The 19,143-nt window shown below is 66.8% G+C and carries 20 protein-coding genes; 18 read left to right on the top strand and 2 right to left on the bottom strand.

The annotated features are described in order from the left end of the window. Nucleotides 1–4 precede the first annotated feature (4 nt). Complete coding sequence (gene apbC, locus OOZ48_RS03890; protein ID WP_269495870.1) at nt 5–1,090, bottom strand: iron-sulfur cluster carrier protein ApbC; 1,086 nt, start codon at nt 1,088–1,090, stop codon at nt 5–7. 137 nt (nt 1,091–1,227) lie between these two features. On the opposite strand from apbC, the gene OOZ48_RS03885 reads away from it, so the two are divergent. The 14 genes from OOZ48_RS03885 to OOZ48_RS03820 all read left to right on the top strand — a co-directional run bounded on the left by OOZ48_RS03885 (nt 1,228) and on the right by OOZ48_RS03820 (nt 15,217). Continuing rightward, nucleotides 1,228–1,500 (top strand): hypothetical protein, encoded by a 273-nt coding sequence (locus tag OOZ48_RS03885; RefSeq protein WP_269495867.1) that lies wholly within the window; start codon nt 1,228–1,230, stop codon nt 1,498–1,500. Between the two features lie 33 nt (nt 1,501–1,533). Next, entirely contained in the window at nt 1,534–3,603 is a 2,070-nt protein-coding gene (gene metG, locus OOZ48_RS03880; RefSeq protein ID WP_269495865.1) for a methionine--tRNA ligase, read from the top strand. A gap of 64 nt (nt 3,604–3,667) precedes the next feature. Then, nucleotides 3,668–4,561, top strand: coding sequence for a cation diffusion facilitator family transporter (locus tag OOZ48_RS03875; protein ID WP_269495863.1), 894 nt, complete (start codon nt 3,668–3,670; stop codon nt 4,559–4,561). Between the two features lies 1 nt (nt 4,562). Next, nucleotides 4,563–5,570 carry a cation diffusion facilitator family transporter gene (locus OOZ48_RS03870; RefSeq protein ID WP_269495861.1) on the top strand — a complete coding sequence of 336 codons (1,008 nt, stop codon included), beginning with the start codon at nt 4,563–4,565 and terminating at the stop codon, nt 5,568–5,570. A gap of 164 nt (nt 5,571–5,734) precedes the next feature. Beyond that, nucleotides 5,735–6,715 (top strand): TRAP transporter substrate-binding protein, encoded by a 981-nt coding sequence (locus OOZ48_RS03865; RefSeq protein WP_269495859.1) that lies wholly within the window; start codon nt 5,735–5,737, stop codon nt 6,713–6,715. A gap of 47 nt (nt 6,716–6,762) precedes the next feature. After that, the gene (locus OOZ48_RS03860; RefSeq protein WP_269495857.1) at nt 6,763–7,266 is read left to right on the top strand and encodes a TRAP transporter small permease; all 504 of its coding nucleotides are present in this window, start codon (nt 6,763–6,765) and stop codon (nt 7,264–7,266) included. Next, nucleotides 7,263–8,534 (top strand): TRAP transporter large permease, encoded by a 1,272-nt coding sequence (locus OOZ48_RS03855; RefSeq protein ID WP_269495855.1) that lies wholly within the window; start codon nt 7,263–7,265, stop codon nt 8,532–8,534. The genes OOZ48_RS03860 and OOZ48_RS03855 overlap by 4 nt, the downstream gene beginning before the upstream one ends. A 44-nt stretch (nt 8,535–8,578) precedes the next feature. Continuing rightward, the gene (locus OOZ48_RS03850; RefSeq protein ID WP_269495853.1) at nt 8,579–10,192 is read left to right on the top strand and encodes an acyl CoA:acetate/3-ketoacid CoA transferase; all 1,614 of its coding nucleotides are present in this window, start codon (nt 8,579–8,581) and stop codon (nt 10,190–10,192) included. Then, nucleotides 10,189–11,001, top strand: a complete 813-nt coding sequence (locus tag OOZ48_RS03845; RefSeq protein WP_269495851.1) for a shikimate dehydrogenase family protein — start codon at nt 10,189–10,191, stop codon at nt 10,999–11,001. The genes OOZ48_RS03850 and OOZ48_RS03845 overlap by 4 nt, the downstream gene beginning before the upstream one ends. Beyond that, entirely contained in the window at nt 10,998–11,759 is a 762-nt protein-coding gene (locus OOZ48_RS03840; RefSeq protein ID WP_269495849.1) for an enoyl-CoA hydratase/isomerase family protein, read from the top strand. Before OOZ48_RS03845 ends, OOZ48_RS03840 begins: the two co-directional genes overlap by 4 nt. After that, a complete protein-coding gene (locus tag OOZ48_RS03835; RefSeq protein WP_269495847.1) occupies nt 11,756–12,790 on the top strand; it encodes a Gfo/Idh/MocA family protein in 1,035 nt (344 codons plus the stop codon). Before OOZ48_RS03840 ends, OOZ48_RS03835 begins: the two co-directional genes overlap by 4 nt. A gap of 37 nt (nt 12,791–12,827) precedes the next feature. Next, complete coding sequence (locus OOZ48_RS03830; RefSeq protein WP_269495846.1) at nt 12,828–13,271, top strand: MaoC family dehydratase; 444 nt, start codon at nt 12,828–12,830, stop codon at nt 13,269–13,271. A gap of 5 nt (nt 13,272–13,276) precedes the next feature. Continuing rightward, complete coding sequence (locus OOZ48_RS03825) at nt 13,277–14,425, top strand: acyl-CoA dehydrogenase family protein (RefSeq protein WP_269495844.1); 1,149 nt, start codon at nt 13,277–13,279, stop codon at nt 14,423–14,425. 9 nt (nt 14,426–14,434) lie between these two features. Next, nucleotides 14,435–15,217 (top strand): 3-ketoacyl-ACP reductase, encoded by a 783-nt coding sequence (locus tag OOZ48_RS03820; protein WP_269495842.1) that lies wholly within the window; start codon nt 14,435–14,437, stop codon nt 15,215–15,217. Here OOZ48_RS03820 and OOZ48_RS03815 read toward each other — a convergent pair whose 3' ends face one another. After that, nucleotides 15,218–16,282 (bottom strand): LacI family DNA-binding transcriptional regulator, encoded by a 1,065-nt coding sequence (locus OOZ48_RS03815; protein ID WP_269495840.1) that lies wholly within the window; start codon nt 16,280–16,282, stop codon nt 15,218–15,220. Between the two features lie 374 nt (nt 16,283–16,656). On the opposite strand from OOZ48_RS03815, the gene OOZ48_RS03810 reads away from it, so the two are divergent. The 4 genes from OOZ48_RS03810 (at nt 16,657) to OOZ48_RS03795 (ending at nt 19,130) form a co-directional block, all read left to right on the top strand. Next, entirely contained in the window at nt 16,657–16,857 is a 201-nt protein-coding gene (locus tag OOZ48_RS03810) for a CsbD family protein (protein WP_269495838.1), read from the top strand. A gap of 26 nt (nt 16,858–16,883) precedes the next feature. Beyond that, nucleotides 16,884–17,045, top strand: coding sequence for a DUF1328 domain-containing protein (locus OOZ48_RS03805; protein WP_269495836.1), 162 nt, complete (start codon nt 16,884–16,886; stop codon nt 17,043–17,045). 70 nt (nt 17,046–17,115) lie between these two features. Next, the gene (locus tag OOZ48_RS03800; RefSeq protein ID WP_442867518.1) at nt 17,116–17,541 is read left to right on the top strand and encodes a BON domain-containing protein; all 426 of its coding nucleotides are present in this window, start codon (nt 17,116–17,118) and stop codon (nt 17,539–17,541) included. A gap of 203 nt (nt 17,542–17,744) precedes the next feature. Further along, on the top strand, nt 17,745–19,130 hold the full coding sequence (locus OOZ48_RS03795) for an amidase family protein (protein ID WP_269495834.1): 1,386 nt from the start codon (nt 17,745–17,747) through the stop codon (nt 19,128–19,130). Nucleotides 19,131–19,143 lie beyond the last annotated feature (13 nt).

Raw genomic sequence — 19,143 nt, 5'->3', positions numbered from 1 at the left:
CGGCTCAGGTCTTGCGGGCGACCACGCGTGGCCGGCTGCCCGAATCGTCCAGAGGCTGACCGGCCACGTGCACCGCCAGGCGGTGCGCGATCTGCTGGTAGAGGCCGGCCGCCGCCCCCTGGGGCGAGGCCACCACGCTGGGACGTCCGGAGTCCGTTTCGCTGCGGATGTCGATCTGCAGCGGCAAAGCGCCGAGCCAGGGCAGGTTGTACGTCGACGCGAGCTGGCGGCCGCCGTCCTGCCCGAAGATGGGCTCGGCATGTCCGCAATTCGAGCAGACGTGGACAGACATGTTTTCAACGATTCCCAACACCGGCACATCGACCTTCTGGAACATGATCAGGCCCTTGCGGGCATCCGCCAGGGCGAGGTCCTGCGGCGTGGTCACGATGACCGCACCCGTCAGAGGCACCTTTTGCGCCATGGTGAGGGCAATATCGCCGGTTCCGGGCGGCATGTCCACTATCAGGTAATCCAAATCGTTCCAATTCGTAAGGCTGAGCAACTGGGTGAGGGCCTGGGTGACCATCGGGCCGCGCCAGATCGCCGGACCGTCGTCGTCCATCAGGAAGCCGATGGAATTGGCCTGCAGGCCGTGGCCGACCATGGGCTCCATGCTCTTGCCGTCGGCGCTCTTGGGCTTGCCCGAGAGGCCCAGCATGATGGGCACGCTGGGGCCGTAGATGTCGGCGTCCAGCAGCCCCACGCGGGCGCCCTGGGAATGCAAGGCCAGCGCCAGATTGACCGCCGTGGTGCTCTTGCCCACCCCGCCCTTGCCCGAGGCGACGGCGATGATGTTGCGCACCGAGTCCAGGGGCCGCAGCCCGCGCTGCACCGCGTGGGTGCGTATCCTGGAGACGAAATCGAGGGCGCCGACGGACACGCCGCGAGCCGCCAGCGCGTCCCGGATCCGGCCCTGCAGTTCCTGCTGCCCATTGAACAAGGGATAGCCCAGGGTTACAGTGAGGTTGTAGGCATCGCCCTCGGGCCGGATCTGCAGATCCGGCTCGGTCACCGGCAGGGTCTTGCGGGTGTCGGGGTCGATGACTTTGGACAGGACTTCGCGGATGTCCTGGATAGTGGCGCTCATGGGATGATCCGATCATGTTTGAAGGTCGAAACCGAAAGAATAGCGGATCGACCTTGACATCGCAGTATTGACCCCAATATCGACCTTAATGCCGCCATGATTATGAACCTTTCGGGGTGCGAGGAGTCCAACACGCCATGAACATCATCCAACAGATTCTGCGAGGCGCCCTGTTCCTGGTCCTGGCCTTCTTCGGCATGGTCATGGCGTTCGTCTTCATGGCGTCGACCGCCGTCGCGGTGGCCGTCCTGTATGTCGTGGCCCGCCTCCAGGGCAGGCCCTTCGGCATGAAGGCCTATTGGGCGGAGCGCCGCCGCCCCGGCGTCCATCCGGGCTTTGCCGGGACGCGGCAACGCAACGCCGGCCCCAAGCAGGACGTCACCGACATCGAGATGCGCGAAATCCCCTAGAATTGAGGTTTTACGGTTTTCACGCCCACCTCGATGTCGCGCACAATCTTCGTCACCACCGCCCTTCCTTACGCCAACGGTTCCTTCCACATCGGCCACATCATGGAGTACATCCAGGCCGACATCTGGGTGCGCAGCATGCGCATGGCCGGCCACACGGTGCATTTCGTGGGCGCGGACGACGCGCACGGGGCGCCCATCATGCTCAAGGCCGAGGCCGAGGGCATCACGCCGCAGGCCCTGGTCGCCCGCTATGCCGACGAGCGGCCCCGGTACCTGCAAGGGTTCCACATCCGCTTCGACCACTGGCACAGCACCGATTCGGCGGAAAATGTCGAGCTCTCGCAGGACATCTATCGGGCGCTGAAGGCCGCGGGCTTCATCTCCAGCCGCGAGATCGAGCAGTTCTACGATCCCGTCAAGGGCATGTTCCTGCCCGACCGCTACATCAAGGGCGAGTGCCCGCATTGCCACGCCAAGGACCAGTACGGCGACTCCTGTGAGGTCTGCAGCGCGGTGTACGCCCCCACCGACCTGATCGACCCCTACTCCACGATCACCCAGGCGCGCCCCGTCCTGCGCTCGTCCGAGCACTTCTTCTTCAAGCTGTCCGATCCGCGCTGCGTGGCCTTCCTGCAGGAGTGGACCCATGGCACGCGCGCGGACGGCACGCGGCGCCTGCAGCCCGAGGTGCTGGCCAAGACCCGCGAATGGCTGGGCGAAAACGAAGGCGCGCAGGCCAATCTGGCCGACTGGGACATCTCGCGCGACGAGCCCTACTTCGGCATCCCCATCCCGGACGCGCCCGGCAAGTACTTCTACGTCTGGCTCGACGCGCCGGTGGGCTACCTGGCTTCGCTCAAGGCCTACTGCGGCCGCCAAGGCCTGGATTTCGACACCCTGCTCGACCCGGCGGGCGACACCGAGCAAGTCCACTTCATCGGCAAGGACATCGTCTATTTCCATGCGCTCTTCTGGCCGGCCATGCTGAAGTTCTCGGGCCGCAAGACCCCCGACATGCTGCACGTGCATGGGTTCATCACCGTCAGCGGCCAGAAAATGTCCAAGAGCCGCGGCACGGGCATCTCGCCGCTGCGCTACCTGAACATCGGCATGGATGCCGAGTGGCTGCGCTACTACATCGCGGCCAAGCTCAACGCCCACGTCGAGGACCTGGATTTCAATCCCGACGACTTCGTGGCGCGCATCAACAGCGACCTCATCGGCAAATACGTCAACATCGCCAGCCGCGCCGCCACCTTCATCACCCGGCACTTCGACGGCGCACTGGCCTATTCCGGCGGCGCGCAGGCCATGGCGAACGAACTCGCCCAGGCGGCCGACGAGGTGCGCGCCGATTTCGAGGCGCGCGAGTACGGCCGCGCCGTGCGCCGCATCATGGCCCAGGCCGACCGCATCAACCAGGCCTTCGACGCGGCCCAGCCCTGGGTGCTGGCCAAGGGCATCGCCCAGGCGGACGCCGCGCAAAAGGCGGCGCTGCAGGACATCTGCTCGCGTGCCCTGGCCGGTTTCAAGGCGCTGTCGGTCATGCTGGCGCCGGTGCTGCCCGCCCTCGCCGACCGCGTGGCGCGCGAACTCTTCGGCCTGGATCGCGCCTTCGCCTGGGCCGATGCGGGCGAACCGCCCACACGGATCGCCGCCTTCAAGCACCTGATGCAACGCGTGGATCCGAAACAGCTCGACGAACTGTTCGAACCGCCGGCCGCCCCGGCCGTCGTCCCGGGCGGCGAGCCCATCGCCGAGACCATCGACATCAAGGACTTTGCCCGCCTGGATCTGCGCATCGCGCGCATCGTCGAATGCACGGCGGTGGAAGGCTCCGACAAGCTGCTGCGCCTGTCGCTCGATGTGGGTGAGGGGCGCCTGCGGCAGGTGTTCTCCGGCATCAAGTCCGCCTATCGCCCCGAGGATCTCACCGGCAAGCTCACCGTGCTCGCCGCCAACCTGGCGCCGCGCAAGATGCGCTTCGGCGTGTCCGAAGGCATGGTGCTGGCCGCCAGCCACGCCGATTCCTCGGTGGACGACGGCCTGTACATCCTCGAGCCCTCCAGCGGCGCACAGCCCGGCATGCGGATCAGCTGACACAAATCCACGCGCCGCGTCGGGGGACACTTGCGCGCCGACGGCCGCCGCCTATACTTCCGGCATGCAGCCTCCGTCCCTCCCTCCGGTGCCGGGGCCCGACCGCCATGCGGCGGCCCGGCGCAGCACCTGGATCAGCGTCCTGGTCAACGCCCTGTTGTCCGCCGTCCAGCTCGCCATCGGCGTGTTTGCGCACTCGCAGGCCCTGGTGGCCGACGCCATCCACTCGCTCTCGGACCTGGCCTCCGACGGCCTGGTCCTGCTGGCCAATAAACACAGCATCCGCGGCCCCGACGCCGATCACCACTACGGGCACTTGCGTTTCGAAACCGCCGCGACGCTGGCCATCGGCGTGCTGCTGCTGCTCGTGGGCGGCGGCATGCTGTGGCGCAGCACCGAATGGCTGCAGAACCCGGCGGCGGTCCCCACCGTGCATCAGGCCGCGCTCTTTGCCGCGCTGCTCGCGCTGCTGGCCAAGGAACTGCTGTTCCGCTACCTGCTGCGGGTCGCGCACCGGGTGCGCTCGACGATGCTGATCGCCAATGCCTGGCATGCGCGTTCCGACGCGGCCTCCTCGCTGGTCGTCGCCCTGGGCATCGGCGCCAACCTCGCCGGCCTGCCCCTGGCCGACCCGCTGGCCGCCCTGATCGTCGGCCTGTTCATCCTGCGGATGGGCGGGACGTTCTCCTGGCGGGCCTTCAATGACCTGGTGGACCGCGCCGCGGACGAGGACACCGAACACGCGATCCGCGAACGCCTGCTGGGCACGCCGGGGGTGCGCGGCATCCATGACCTGCGCACCCGTAAAATGGGCGACATGGTCTGGGTCGAGGTCGACATCGAGATGGACGGGACGCTCACCATCGAGGCAGGCCATGCAATCGCCGTCGAGGCGCGCCGCCGCGTCATGGCCGACCTGCCCGTGCTGGACGTCATGACGCACTTCGATCCCGTTTGACATGACGCAACCGCACTCGCATCCCCACGATCACGATCATCATCACGGCCACGACCACGCTCACGATCATGCGCCGGCGGTGACCCGCGCCAACGAGCGCAAGGTCCTGCTTTCCTTCTACCTGATCTTCGCCTTCATGCTGGTGGAGGTCGCCGGCGGCATTGTGTCGGGATCGCTTGCGCTGCTGGCCGATGCCGGTCACATGCTGACCGACGCCGTGGCGCTGGCGCTGGCCTACGCGGCCTTTCGCTATGGCCGGCGCGCGGCCGACGACAAGCGCAGCTTCGGCTATCTGCGCTTCGAGGTGATCGCCGGCTTCGTCAACGCGATCACCCTGTTCGGGATCGTGCTGTGGATCCTCGTCGAGGCCTGGCAGCGCCTGCGGGAACCTCAAGCCGTCCTCGCCGGTCCGATGCTGGCCGTGGCCGTCGCCGGGCTGCTCGCCAACGCGCTGGTCTTCTGGATCCTCACGCGCGGCGACAGCGACCACGTCAACATCCGGGGCGCGGTGCTGCACGTGCTGGGCGACCTGCTGGGGTCGGCGGGCGCGGTGATCGCCGCCATCGTCATCCACTTCACCGGCTGGATGCCGATCGACCCGATCCTGTCGGTGCTCGTCTCCCTGCTGATCCTGCGCAGCGCCTGGCGCCTGCTCGCCAAGTCCCTGCACATCCTGCTGGAGGGCGCGCCCGACGACGCGCGGCCCGACATGATCCAGCGCCACCTGCAGGACGAGGTGCCCGGCGTCGCCGCGGTCAGCCACGTCCACGTCTGGCTGATTACCTCGGGCCGGCCCCTGGCGACCCTGCACGTGCGTCCGATCCGCGATGCCGAGGCGCGCCTCGTCGTGCGCGCGGTCGAGCGCGAACTGCTGGCGCACTTCGGCATCGGGCACGCCACCGTGGCCATCGACTGGAACACCGAGGACGCGGCATTCTGCAGCCTGTCCGACGAGGCCAAACCGGCGGACCCAGCCGCGCACGGGCACGGCGACACACCCTCCCCCTGATTTCAGCACAGGATCCGATCGCGACGCCGGGAACGGGAAAACCCCGATCTTGACGGAAAATTTAGATCGATCTAATATTTTCCGACCGCCACCCAAAAAGGCGGATGAAAACCATGTGCCGACATGTCGCATCCGCGCCTCGGCCTCACCGATCCGGAGACCCCATGAAATTTCCAAACCTCCAGAAATCCCTGCTGTGCGGCATCGCCCTGACGCTGTCGGCCAGCTTCTCAGCCCAGGCCATCGAACTGACCGCGGGCCACGTCAATCCGCCCGGCGAACCCTGCTACGAGGCCTTCGTCCTCTTGCAAAAAGAGCTGGCCGCCGGCAGCACCGGGGTGACTCTGAAAATATTCCCGCAAGGCCAGATCGGCGGCGAAAAGGACGCCATCGAGCAAGTGCAAATGGGCGCCCTGACCATGACCTGCGTGGCCGGCGCCAACCTCAGCGCCTTCGCGCCCAGCGTCGGCGTCTATGACATTCCGTTCCTGTTCCGCGACGGCGTGACCCACCCCTGGGTGGTCACCGATGGCCCGATCGGCCAGGGCATCACCGAGCGCGTCGAAAAGGAATCCGGCCTGGACGTCGTCGGCTGGTGGAGCGCCGGCGTGCGCCACGTCTTCAGCCGCAAGACCCCGATCAAGACGCCCGCCGACATGAAAGACATGAAGATCCGCGTGATCGGCAGCCCGGTCTACATCGACACCTTCAACGCGCTGGGCGCCAAGCCCACGCCCATGCCCTACGGCGAGGTCTACACCAGCCTGGCCACGCATACCATCGATGCCGCGGAGAACGATTCCTCGGGCTATCGCAACATGAAGTTCTATGAGCAGGCCCCGCAACTGTCCCTCACGGGCCACTTCTTCCTGATGAAGCCGGTCATCGCCAATCGCGCCGCCCTCGCCAAGCTCAGCCCCGAGCAGCGCCAGGAGTTCGACGCGGCCATGGCCAAGGCCACGGCCTACCAGCGCAAGCTGTTTGCCGAGAACTTCGACGGCGACATCGCCTGGCTCAAGGAACACGGCGTCACCGTCACCGAGACGGACCGCGCCGCCTTCGAAGCCGCCGTCAAGCCGGTGCAGGAAAAGTACGCCAAGCAATACGGCGCCGATCTGGTGGAATCCATCCGCAACGCCCGCTGATCCCGCCAACACTCAGCCGGGGGGCCCAGGCCCCCCGAGGGATACACATGAACAAGACACATTTCCTCCGGCTGGAGGCGGGCGTGGTGCGCCTCGAAGGCCTGATGCTGTTCGCCATCCTCGCCGCGCTGCTCTTCACCTTGTCCATGCAGGTGATTTCACGGTTCTTCATGGACTTTCCGCTGGCCTGGACCGAGGAACTGGGGCGCGTGCTGCAGATCTGGCTGGTCTTCATCGGCGCGGCCGTCGGCACGCACCGCTGCGAGCACTTCGTGGTCGAGCTGTTCATGGAGAAAGTCAATTTCCCCGGCAAGGCCGCGGTCGCCCGCCTGATCGACCTCACCACCGTCGGCTTTTTCGCCATCCTCGCCTGGGTCTCGGCCCAGACCATGCTCAACGGCGCCGGCCAGATCCTGCCGACGCTGGGCATCTCGGTCGCCTGGTCCTATGCCGCGATCCCCATCGGCTGCGCACTGATGGTCCTGCACTTTCTGATGGCCGCGGTGCGTCCGATCCATCCCGACGCGTCCCCGAAAGAGGTGATCGAATGATCTGGCTCTTTCTCGCCCTGCTGATCCTGCTGATCCTGCTGCGATCGCCGATCGCCGTCGCGCTGGGCCTGCCCGCCCTCGTCTGGCTGTTCCTCAACGACATCTCGCTGGGCATCACCACGCAGCGAATCTATGGCACGCTGAATAATTCCGTGCTGCTGGCCGTGCCCATGTTCCTGCTGGCGGGCCGCCTGATGAACCTGTTGCAGGTCACCGACAAAATATTCGATTTCGCCATGGCCATCGTCGGCCACATCCGCGGCGGGCTGGGCCACGTCGTGGTGGTCACCAGCATGATTTTCTCGGCCATGTCGGGCTCGGCCGCCGCCGACGCCGTGGGCGTGGGCACCATCACCGTCAAGGCCGCGCGCGAGCGCGGCTACGATCCCGAGTTCGCCGCCGCCATCACGCTGTCGGCTTCGACCCTGGCGCCCATCATCCCGCCCTCGATCATCATGATCATCTACGGGGCGACCGCGAACGTCTCGATCGGGCGGCTGTTCATCGGCGGCATCGTTCCAGGCATCATCTTCGCCTCCCTCCTGCTGATCGCGGTATCGATCATCGCCCGACGGCGCCAATATCCCTTGATGGGGCAGTTCTCGTTTCGCCGCCTGTTCACCACATTGCGCAAGGCCTTCCTGGTGCTGCTGACCCCGGTCATCATCATCGGCGGGATTTTCTTCGGTTTTTTCACCCCCACCGAGGCGGCCACCATCGCCGTGCTCTACATCCTGCTGCTGGGCATGTGGTACCGCACCCTGACCTGGCGCGGCATGTATCGCGAGTTCGTCAACGCCGGCAGCACGGTGGGCGTGCTGATGCTGGTGGTGGGCATCTCGGGGCTGGACGGCTGGGTGTTCACCCGCGAACAACTGCCCGTGCTGTTCATGAACGGCGTCAGCGGGATGGTCAGCGAGCCCTGGGCCATCCTCCTGGTCCTGCTGGCCGTGATCCTGGTCCTGGGCATGTTCATGGATGCCACGCCCATCATCCTGATGGTGGCACCGGTCATGATGCCCATCGTGGCCTCGGCAGGCATCGATCCCGTGCATTTCGGCGTGCTGTTTTGCATGACCTGCGTGGTGGGCTTGATCACGCCCCCCGTCGGGGTGGCGCTCTATGGAGTGGCCTCGGTCTCGAAGCTGCCGATGGAGCGCATTTTCTGGGCCACGATCCCGTTCTTCCTGTCGCTGATCGGCGGCATGATTTTCCTGGTGTTCGTGCCGAGCGCGGTGACGTTCGCACCGAACTTGTTCCTGAACTGACCCCACACGAGTCTTGAAAAACCGTTGTTCTCAGAGGTAATGAAATGGCTAGAGTGATCTCCGCGGAACAGGCCGCCGCCTTGCTGCAATCCGGCGACACGCTGCTGATCGGCGGATCCGGCGGCGGGCATGCCGTGCCCGATCGCCTGATGCGGGCGGTCGGCGACCGCTACAGGGAAACGGGCCTGCCGGCCGGCCTCTCGGCCCTGCATCCCGTCGGGCTGGGGGACGGCATCAGCAAGGGCGCCGGCTATCTGGCCCAGGAGGGTCTGCTGGCGCGCGTCATCTCCGGCACCTACGTCAACTCGCCGGCCATCTCGGACCTCGTGCAGGCGGGCGCCATCGAGGGCTGGACGCTGCCCCAGGGCGCGCTCTCGCAACTGATGCGCGAAATGGCCGCGGGCCGTCCCGGCCTCATCACCAAGACCGGACTGCACACCTTCGTCGATCCGCGTCTCGGCGCAGGCCGGCAGTCCGAGCCGCGCACCGCCGAGGTCGTCGAGCGCGTCGAGTTCCAGGGCGAGGACTACCTGTTCTACAAATCCTTCCACGTGGACGTCTGTTTCCTGCGAGGCACCACGGCCGACGAGGACGGCAACGTGACCATGGAACAGGAGGCGATCTTCGGCGAGATGCTCTCCGAGGCCCAGGCCACGCGCCGCTGCGGCGGCATCGTGGTCGTCCAGGTCCGGCGCATGGCCCAGCGCGGCACCCTGCCGGCCAAGCAGGTCAAGATTCCCGGGATCCTGGTCGACTACATCGTGGTCGAGCCCGACCAGTTGCAGACCTACCTGACACCCTACAGCCCGGCCTATGCCGGCGAGCTGCGCATCCCGGCCTCGGACATGCCACGCCTGCCGCTGGACGCACGCAAGGTCATTGCCCGCCGTGCGGCCCAGGAACTGGTGACGGGGGCCGTCTGCAATCTCGGTTCGGGCATCTCGACCGGGATCGCGAGCATCGCCGCCGAGGAAGGCGTGCTCGACGCCGTCTGCCTCACCAACGAGCAAGGCCTGATCGGCGGCGCCCCGGCGGCCGGCGGCGACGCCGGTGCCGCCACCAACTACGCGGCCCTGGTCGACCAGCCTTATCAATTCGACTTCTATGACGGCGGCGGGCTGGACCTGGCGTTCCTGTCGTTCGCCGAGATCGACGCGCGGGGCAACGTCAACGTCAGCCGCTTCGGCAAGCGCATCATCGGCCCGGGCGGATTCATCAACATCAGCCAGAACGCGCGCACCGTCGTCTACAGCGGCACCTTCACCGCCGGCGCCAGCCGGCTGGTCTGCGCCGGCGGCCGCCTGCGGATCGAGCAGGACGGGCCGCATCGCAAGTTCGTGCGCGAGGTGCGCCAGATCACCTACAGCGGCCCGTATGGCGTGCAATGCGGCCAACGGGTGGTGTATGTCACGGAGCGCGCCGTCTTCGAGCTGAGCGCGGAGGGCCTGGTCCTCATCGAGATCGCCCCCGGCGTCGACCTCGAGCGCGACGTGCTCGCGCATATGGACTTCAAGCCCATCGTGTCCGGCTCGCTGCGCACCATGGATGCCGCGCTCTTCGACGAGGGCTCGATCGGACTGGCCTCGAGCCTCGCCGAAAAAGGCCCCCTCGCACCACGCAGCGTTCGCATCGCAACCGGACAAGGAGTCCCCACATGAGCATCGCCCGCCTCGACGGCGCCACGCGCCTGTACGGCATCGTCGGCCACCCCATCGCCCAGGTCCGCTCGCCGGAAGTCATGACGGCCTGGCTGCAGCAGGCCGGCCACAATGCCATTCTGGTTCCGCTGCACGTGCTGCCCGAGGCCTTCGATGAAACGATGCTCGGCCTGATGCGGCTGGGCAATCTGGATGGGCTGGTGGTCACGGTGCCCTACAAGGCACGCGCCCTGGCCTTGGCCGACACCTGCCTGCCGACGGCGCTGCAGGTCGGCGCCGTCAACGCCCTGCGCCGCAACGCGGACGGCAGCTGGCACGGCGCGATCTTCGACGGCACCGGCCTGGTCCGCGCCCTGCGGGCCGAGGATTTCGAACCGGCGGGGCGGCGGGTCAAGATGCTGGGCGCCGGCGGCGCCGGCAGCGCGGTCGCCATCGCCCTGGCCGAGGCCGGCGCGCGCGCGCTGGACATCTACGATACGGACGCCGCGCGCGCGGCCGACCTGGCGCAGCGCGTGTCGACGCACTACCCGGATTGCGAGGCCCGCGCCGCCAACGATCCCGCGCACGTGGACGGCCACGATCTGCTGATCAACTGCACGCCCATCGGCATGCAGGCCGGCGACGGCATGCCCGCGCCCTTCGGCCCGCTCGATCCCGGCTTGCGCGTCGTCGACATCATCATGAAGCCGCAAAACACGCCCCTGGCCGAGCATGCGCGCGCCTGCGGATGCCGGGTCATGAACGGCATCCCCATGCTGGATCGGCAGGTGGAGGCCGTCATGTCGTTCTTCATGGAGGCCTCCGCATGAGCGACGAAGTCATCATGGACGTCGAGGACGGTGTCGCGCACATCACGCTGAATCGTCCCCGCAAGATGAACGCCGTCACGCCCGGAATGGCCGTGCGGATCGAGGCGTGCTGCCGCGAGGCGGACCGCGACGATGCCGTGCGCGCCGTCCTCATCTCGGGCAGCGGCGAACGCGCGTTCTGCGCCGGCAGCGACCTGGGCTCGCTCGCCGAATACCCGAACGCCTGGTCCTTTCGCAACCGCCTCGAATACGCCCACGCCTTGCGCAACGTCCGCAAGCCGGTGGTGGCCGCCCTGCGAGGCTGGGTCCTGGGCGGCGGCGGCGAACTCGCGCTGGCGGCCGACTTGCGTGTCGGCGGTCGCGGTTCGCGCTACGGTTTCCCCGAAGTCACCCACGGCTGGGTCGGCGGCGGCGGCGCTTCGCAGATGTTGCCGCGGCTGATCGGCTACGGGCCCGCCCTCAAGCTATTGCTGCTGGGCGAACCCATCGACGCCGCCGAGGCACATCGGCTGGGCCTGATCGACGAGCTGGTCGATGACGATGCGGTCCTGGAAACGGCGCGCGCTACCGCCCGCAAGCTGGCCGCCCTCAACCCGATCGCCGCGCAGGCGGTCAAGGCCGCGGTGCGCCAATCCCTGTCGACGCCGCTCGAGTCGGGCCTGCGCTACGAGAACGAGATGAACACGCTGTGCTTCAGCACCGGCCAGCATCTGGAAGGCATCTCGGCCTTCCAGCGCGGCGGCAAGGAGGACACATGACACCCGTAAGACAAACCATCGGGCTGGTCGGCCTGGGCATGGCCCTGGGCCCGCATCTCGCCAGCCTGCGCGATCTGTCCGGCCGCGCCGAGATTGCGTCCGCCTGGACCCCCAGCCCGCAACGCCGCGCCGCGGCGCGCGACATGGGCCTGCCCGTGGTCGAAACCCTGGACGCGATGCTGGCGAACCCCGCCCTGGAGTCGGTGCTGTTGCTGACGCCGCCGCTGACCCATCTCGAGCTCATCCAGCGCTGCGCCGCGGCCGGCAAGCACGTGCTGGTCGAAAAACCGCTGGACGTGTCGACCGAACGCGCCCTCGAGGCCATCCGGACCATGGAGGACGCCGGCCTGCACCTGGGCGTCGTCCTGCAACATCGCTTCCGGCCCGCCGCCATCGCGCTGCGCGAACTGCTGCAGGGAGGCACCCTGGGCCGCCTGGTCTCGGGCAGCGCCTCGATCCGCTGGTGGCGGACCCCCGCCTACTATGCCGAGCCCGGCCGCGGCATGAAGGCCCGCGACGGCGGCGGCGTGCTCCTGACCCAGGCGATCCACACGCTGGACCTGCTGCTGGACCTGGCCGGCCCGGTGCGCCGGCTCACCGCCTTGACGCGCAATTCGGGTCTGCGCGCCACGGACACCGAGGACATCGCCTGCGGCGCGATCGAATTCCAGAACGGCGCCGTAGGCACCATCGACGCGACGACCGTCGCCTACCCCGGCTTTCCCGAGCGCATCGAACTGGCGTGCGAACGCGGCACAGCGGTGATGAGCGGCGAATCGCTGGACATCTACCATCAGGATGGCCGCCACGAACACATGGCGCCGCCCGAATACCAGCGCGACCCCTCGGACCCGATGGCCTTCGACCACGGCGCGCACCGCGCGCTCATCGAGGACTTCCTCGATAGCGTCCGCTGCGGCCGCCCACCCGGTGTCCATGGCCGCTCGGCCCTGCGCGTGCAGGCCCTGATCGAGGGATTCCTGCGTTCCAGCGACGAGCAGCGGGCGATCACGCTCGAGGCGACTTCCTGACACCTTTTTCACGAACGACACACAGCGAGGCAACGTCATGACTTTTCACGTCAGTGTGGGCGATCATGCCCAATTCACCAAAACCGTCGGCGAGTACGACGTCCTTGGATTTGCCGGCATCACCGGCGATCTGGCCCCCAATCACGTCGACGAGCACATGATGCGCGACACGCCGTATGGCGGACGCATTGCCCACGGCGCCCTGGTCGTGGGCTACATGTCGACCACTTCGACCATGATCTGCCAGAACGCCGAGGCCAAGGCCAAGGGGCCACAGGACGAAATCCCGGTCTCGCTGGGCTACGACCGCATCCGCTTCCTCAAGGGGGTGCGCATCGGCGACACGCTCACCGTCCACTACACCATCGCCGAGGTCGATCCCGAACAGCGCCGCTCGCGCTCCGAGATCCGCGTCACCAATCAGGACGGCGACACCGTCGCCGTCGCCCAGCACATCCTCAAGTGGGTCAAGAAGGCCTGAACATCATGACGTATACATTCGATCCCCCGCTCAATGACATCCAGCGCATGATCCGCGACTCGGCACGCAGCTTCGTCGACGAAAAGGTACGCCCCATCGCCGCCGAACTCGATGCGACCGAACGCTATCCCACAGAGCTCTACCAGGAAATGGCCAGCCTGGGCATGCTCGGCCTGACCGTTCCCGAGGCGCACGGCGGCGTGGGCGCCGGCGCCCTGGCCTATGCCGTGCTGATGGAAGAACTGGGCAGGGGCTACGCCTCGGTCGCCGACCAGTGCGGCCTGGTCGAACTCGTCTCCTCGCTGTTGTCCGAGCACGGCACACCGGAGCAACGCGAACGCTACATGGGTCCCCTGCTGCGCGGCGAAAGGCGCTGCGCCTACGCCATCACCGAGGCGGGTGCGGGCTCGGACGTCGGCGGCATCCGCTGCACCGCGACGCGCACGGCGGACGGCTGGTCGCTCAGCGGCGAGAAGCTCTGGATCCACAACGCCCCGGTCGCCGACTTCGCCGTCGTGCTGGCACGCAGCAACGTCGAACTGGGCAAGCGCGGCATGAGCATCTTCCTCGTCGACAGCGACCTGCCCGGCTATACCGCGGGCCCGCGCGAACACAAGATGGGCCAGCGCGCCTCCCCGCTGGGATCCCTGTCGTTCGAGGCCGTGCCGCTGTCCGGCGATGCGCTGCTGGGCACCGAAGGCCAGGGCTTCAAGATGATGATGAGCGTCCTGGACAAGGGCCGGGTCGGCATCGCCTCGCTGGCGGTCGGGATCCTGCAGGCCGCCCTCGAGGCCTCGATCGACTACGCCCGCATGCGCCGCCAGTTCGACCGGCCGATCGCGGACTTCCAGGCCGTGCAATGGATGCTGGCGGACATGGCCAAGGCCACCCATGGGGCCCGCCTGATGGTGCACGCCGCGGCAGACAAGATGGACCGGGGCGAACGCGCCTCGGTCGAGGCCTCCATGGCCAAGTGCGCCGCCAGCGATGCCGCCGTCGAGCACACCGCCAATGCGGTCCAGATCCACGGCGGCATGGGATACACGCGCGGCATCGAGGTCGAGCGGCTGTACCGCGACGCCAAGATCACCCAGATCTATGAGGGGACCAACCAGATCCAGCGCATGATCATCTCGCGCGCGCTGCTGAGCTAGGGGCCTGCCATGTCACAGATGGAATCCCGCCGCCCCGCGGCCCTGGTGACCGGCGGACGCCGGGGCATCGGCCGGGGCATCTGCCTGGCCCTGGCACGCAAGGGCTATGACATCGTGGTCAACGACGTCGCGCACGACGCGGCCATGGACGAGACCGTCGCCGAACTGCAGCGCGCCGGTGCACGCGCCGAAGTGGTGGTGGCCGACATCGCCGATCGCGACGCGCGCGCCGCCCTCGCCGCCCGGGCCTGGGAGGCCTTCGGCGGCTTGAGCTGCCTCGTCAACAACGCCGGCATCTCGGTCAAGGTGCGCGGCGACATCCTGGATGTCAGCGAGGACAGCTACGATACGCTGATGTCGGTCAACCTGAAGGCCATGTTTTTCCTGACCCAGGACATCGCCCGCCGGATGCTCGCCGACAGGGCGCCCCGCGGCCATCGGACGATCGTCAACGTATCCTCGGCCAATGCGCTGTTCGCATCGGTCGAGCGGGCCGAGTACTGCCTGTCGAAAACGGGGGTGTCCATGGCCACCAAGCTCTACGCCTTGCGCCTGGCCGACAGCGACATCCGTGTCTACGAGATCCGCCCCGGCGTCATCGAGACCGACATGACGCGCGTCATCAAGGCCCGCTACGATCAGCGCATCGCCGACGGCCTGAGCCCGATCCGGCGGTTCGGTTCAGCCGACGAGGTGGGCCTCGCGGTCGCCGCCTTGGCCGGCCGCGCATTCCCGTTCAGCACGGGCGACGCCTTTCATATCGACGGCGGCATGCACATCCCGCACTTCTGATCAGGCGCCGGGGCGCGCGCCGCTGGATTCACGCAGCACCAGCTTCGGGGCAAGAATGACCTTCTGAGCCGGCCGATCGGGCTCATTGATGCGTTCGAGCAGCACGCGCGCCGCCTGGCGGCCGATTTCCTCGATCGGGACGGCGATGGTCGTCAGGCCCGGCATCCACAGGCCGGCCTCGGTAATGTCATCGTGCCCGGTCACGGCAAAGTCGTGGCCGATGCGCATGCCCAGGTGATTGAGGCCCAGCATCACGCCAAAAGCACTGATGTCGTTGAAGCAGACCGCCGCCGTCGGCGGCCGCGGCTTTGCCATGAGCGACATCAGGCCTTCCATCCCGTCGCGCCGGGTGGGCGCGCCCTCGACGATGAGGGAGGGCTCCACCGGCAGGCCGGCGTCCCGCAAGGCGGAGGTATATCCCTCGAGGCGCTCGCGGCCCGTCGATGTCCGCGTGCTGGCGCAGATCATGGCAATGCGGCGATGCCCCAGCGCCAGCAGGTGCTCCGTGGCCATCCGCAGGCCACGGACATTGTCGTTGGAAACGTAGTCGGCCTTGACCCCGCCGATGCGACGCGACAGAAACACGAACGGAATGTGCAGCGCGTTGAGGCGGCGGATCGTCGCCACCGGCGTGTCGATGGCCGGACAGATAATCAGGCCGTCGACGTTGTACTCGCGCATCGTGTCGATGAAGGAATCCTGCTTGTCGACCGATTCGTTGTTGTTGCTGAGCAGCGCCATCCGATCGACCTGCGACAAGCCCTGCTCCGCGGCGGCGGTGAGCTCGGCGAAATAAGGATTGCTGAGGTCGGTGATAGACACCCCCACGATCAATGAGCGGCGGGACCGCAGGCTGGCGGCGCCGCGATTGTAGACGTAGCCCAGTTCGACCGCGGCCTGCTTGATGCGCTCGCGGGTTTCCTGGGCGACCAGCGGACTGTCGCGCATGACCAGGGACACCGTCGCGCGCGACACGCCCGCGTGGCGGGCAATGTCCAGCAAAGTCACGCGGTTGGACGCCCGCCTCGCGTCCTTGGCAGGGGGGGATTTCTTGAGCGTTGGCATGGATCGATCCAACTCCGCCGGTGAAATGCCGCCCGCGCCTATGCGCCCGGACGGCCTGGTGTCGAGATCGAATTATATCGGTCCCCCGGGGCCGGCGCGCGGCGCGCCGAATGCCGTAGATCTGCTTACCCTTTTCGCTCAAAGACGGACAAAACATCTCTGAAATGTAACGGCACCTATGGGCCGGGGCCGATTCATTCCACGTCGAGGCAGCGACGATTTCCGCCGTCCGGCGCCGTTACATTTCCTCATCTCGTATTTTGACAGCCACCAGCCGCGGCCTTACGTTGAAAACAGCGGATGCCAATCCCGCCTGGGGCGACCGCAGAACATGCGAGCCGACCCTCAAACCTCAACGACAAAGAGAGGCCATCATGAACAACGACATCATCGCAGGCAAGTGGAAGCAAATGACCGGAAAGGCCAAGGCGGTGTGGGGAGAACTCAGCGACGATGAGTTGACCCGCACGGAAGGCAACGCCGAGCGGCTGGCCGGCCTGATCCAGGAGCGTTACGGCAAGACGCGCGAGCAAGCACAGAAAGAGGTTCGTGAGTTCTTCGACAACAACCCCTGAGCCACTCTTCATCGGGAGAAACCGACATGCTGCACTACGCCGTGGTTTTCTTCGTCATCGCCATCATCGCGGCGGTCCTGGGCTTCGGCGGCATAGCCGCCGGCGCCGCCGGCATCGCCAAGATCCTGTTTTTTGTGTTCCTGGCGTTGGCCTTGCTGTCCATCCTGGGCGGGATGTTCCGGAAATAAGAACAGGCCGGCGGCGATTGTCCGACCGCGTCCCGCCCCCGCCGGCCCCTGACAGAAGAGGAGTATCAACATGGAATTTCGCAAAGCGATCATTGCCGCTTCGATCGGAGCGGGCATCGTCCTCGCCCCGGCGGCATTCGCCGCCGATGCGGATCAAGAACGGCAGTCCGTCGGCGAGTACGTGGCCGACGCGGCCCTGACCACCAAGGTCAAGGCCGCTATCATGGCCGACGAGGCGCTGAGCGTCCTGGACATCTCGGTGGAGACCACCGAAGGGGTGGTCACCCTCACAGGCACAGTCGGCACCGACACCGAGGTGGACCAGGCGACCACCGTGGCGCGCGGCGTCAAGGGTGTCAAGGATGTGGAGAACCGCATCACGGTCGATCCGAAAAAGAACAGGCCCGCACCGGCTCCGATGCAGCCCACGCCCCCGGCCGGCGGCGGCATGAGCTCGGGCGCGTCTACGGCGCCGCACGCAGCCACCGGGAATTGACGGCGGCGGGCCGGGATTGGCCCGCTGCCGCTGAGCCTCTTCCTTGACCGTCGCGATAGAGCGAAACAGTGCTTATTACAATGAAAAGAAAGCGCTATTCGCACAAAAATCCAAATATAATGTACAAATAATGAATAATTGGCATCGAGCCGCGCTCATGTGGGCCATGCCAAGGATCACTTCGTGACTCAGAGGAGATACCAGTGTCGCCTGCCACAGCGCTGTGCGAGTGTTCGGCCACCACACTTGGCCAGATGCTCGCCAGCAAAGAAATAGATGCGGTCGAACTCACAGAGCACTTCATCAGGCGGATCGAGGCCGGGGACGACCGCACGGTATTCATCACCACCACATTCGAGCGGGCGCGGCGGGAGGCAGCCGCCAGCGCCGAACGCCACCGCCGCGGCCAGGCTTTGGGTGCCCTGGACGGCGTGCCGGTCGCCTGGAAGGATGTGATCGATGTCCGGGACACACCCACCACCGCCGCCTCCAATATCTACCGCGATGCCGCGCCGGCATCCGCCGACGCCCCGGTCGTCGCCCATCTGGCGGCGGCCGGGATGGTCAGCCTGGGCAAGACCAATCTCAGCGAGTTCGCCTATTCGTCACTTGGCCTGAATCCTCATTTCGGCACGCCGCTGAATCCGCATGCGCGCGATTGCGCGCGCGTACCGGGCGGCTCCTCGTCGGGATCGGGCGTCGCCGTGGGCGCTCGGCTGGTGCCGATCGCCATCGGCACCGACACCGGCGGCTCGGTGCGTACGCCGGCGGCATTCAACGGCGTGGTCGGATATAAAACGTCCGAGCTGCGCTTCGACCGCGGTGGGGTCTTTCCCCTGTCTCGCACGCTGGACACGATAGGCGTGCTGGCCCACGCCGTATCCGACTGCCTGCTGGTGGATCGGGCCATGCGGGGCCTGGCCACGCAGCCGACCGCGGCAACGGCAAGCGTCCCCCTGTCCGAGGTGACGCTGGTCGCTCCCGACACCGCGGTCATGGAGGCGCTCGAGCCCGAGGTGGAGCGGAACTTCGTTGAATCGCTGCGGCGGCTACAGGAAGCGGGCGCGCGCGTGGTCCGGCGCGAAGTGCCCGAGCTGGACGAGCTCGAGTCGCTCGGCCGGAATCATGGCTTCCTGGCGTCGGCCGAAGCCTACTGCCGGCATCATGAACTGCTGGAGGGCCCGCGCGCATCCGAGATTGATCCGTTCGTATTCAGGCGGATCATGGCCGCCAAGTCCATGTCCGCGTATGACCTGCTGCGCCTGCAGCAAGAGCGGCAGCGCCTGCGCGAGTCCTTGTGGGCCTCGCTGGACGGGGCCATGCTGGTCATGCCCACGATCGCCCATGTGGCCCCGCCCCTGGCCCCCTTGCAGGCGGATATCGATTATTTTGCGCGTGTCAACGGCAAAACCATTCGGAACACCATGTGGGCCAACATGCTCAATATGTGCGGCCTGGCGCTGCCCAACGGGGTCGGCCAGGCGCAGATGCCCACCAGCATCGCCTTCTACGCGAGAGCGGGCAGCGAAGATTATTTGTTGAATACAGGCCTGCAACTCGGCGCTTGCGTCATGCCGTATACAGGCTGATTGCCCAAACCAA

It is taken from the genome of Castellaniella sp. S9 (assembly GCF_027257175.1).
Taxonomy (GTDB): Bacteria; Pseudomonadota; Gammaproteobacteria; order Burkholderiales; family Burkholderiaceae_B; genus Castellaniella.
This window is presented reverse-complemented; position numbering and strand designations above follow the sequence as displayed.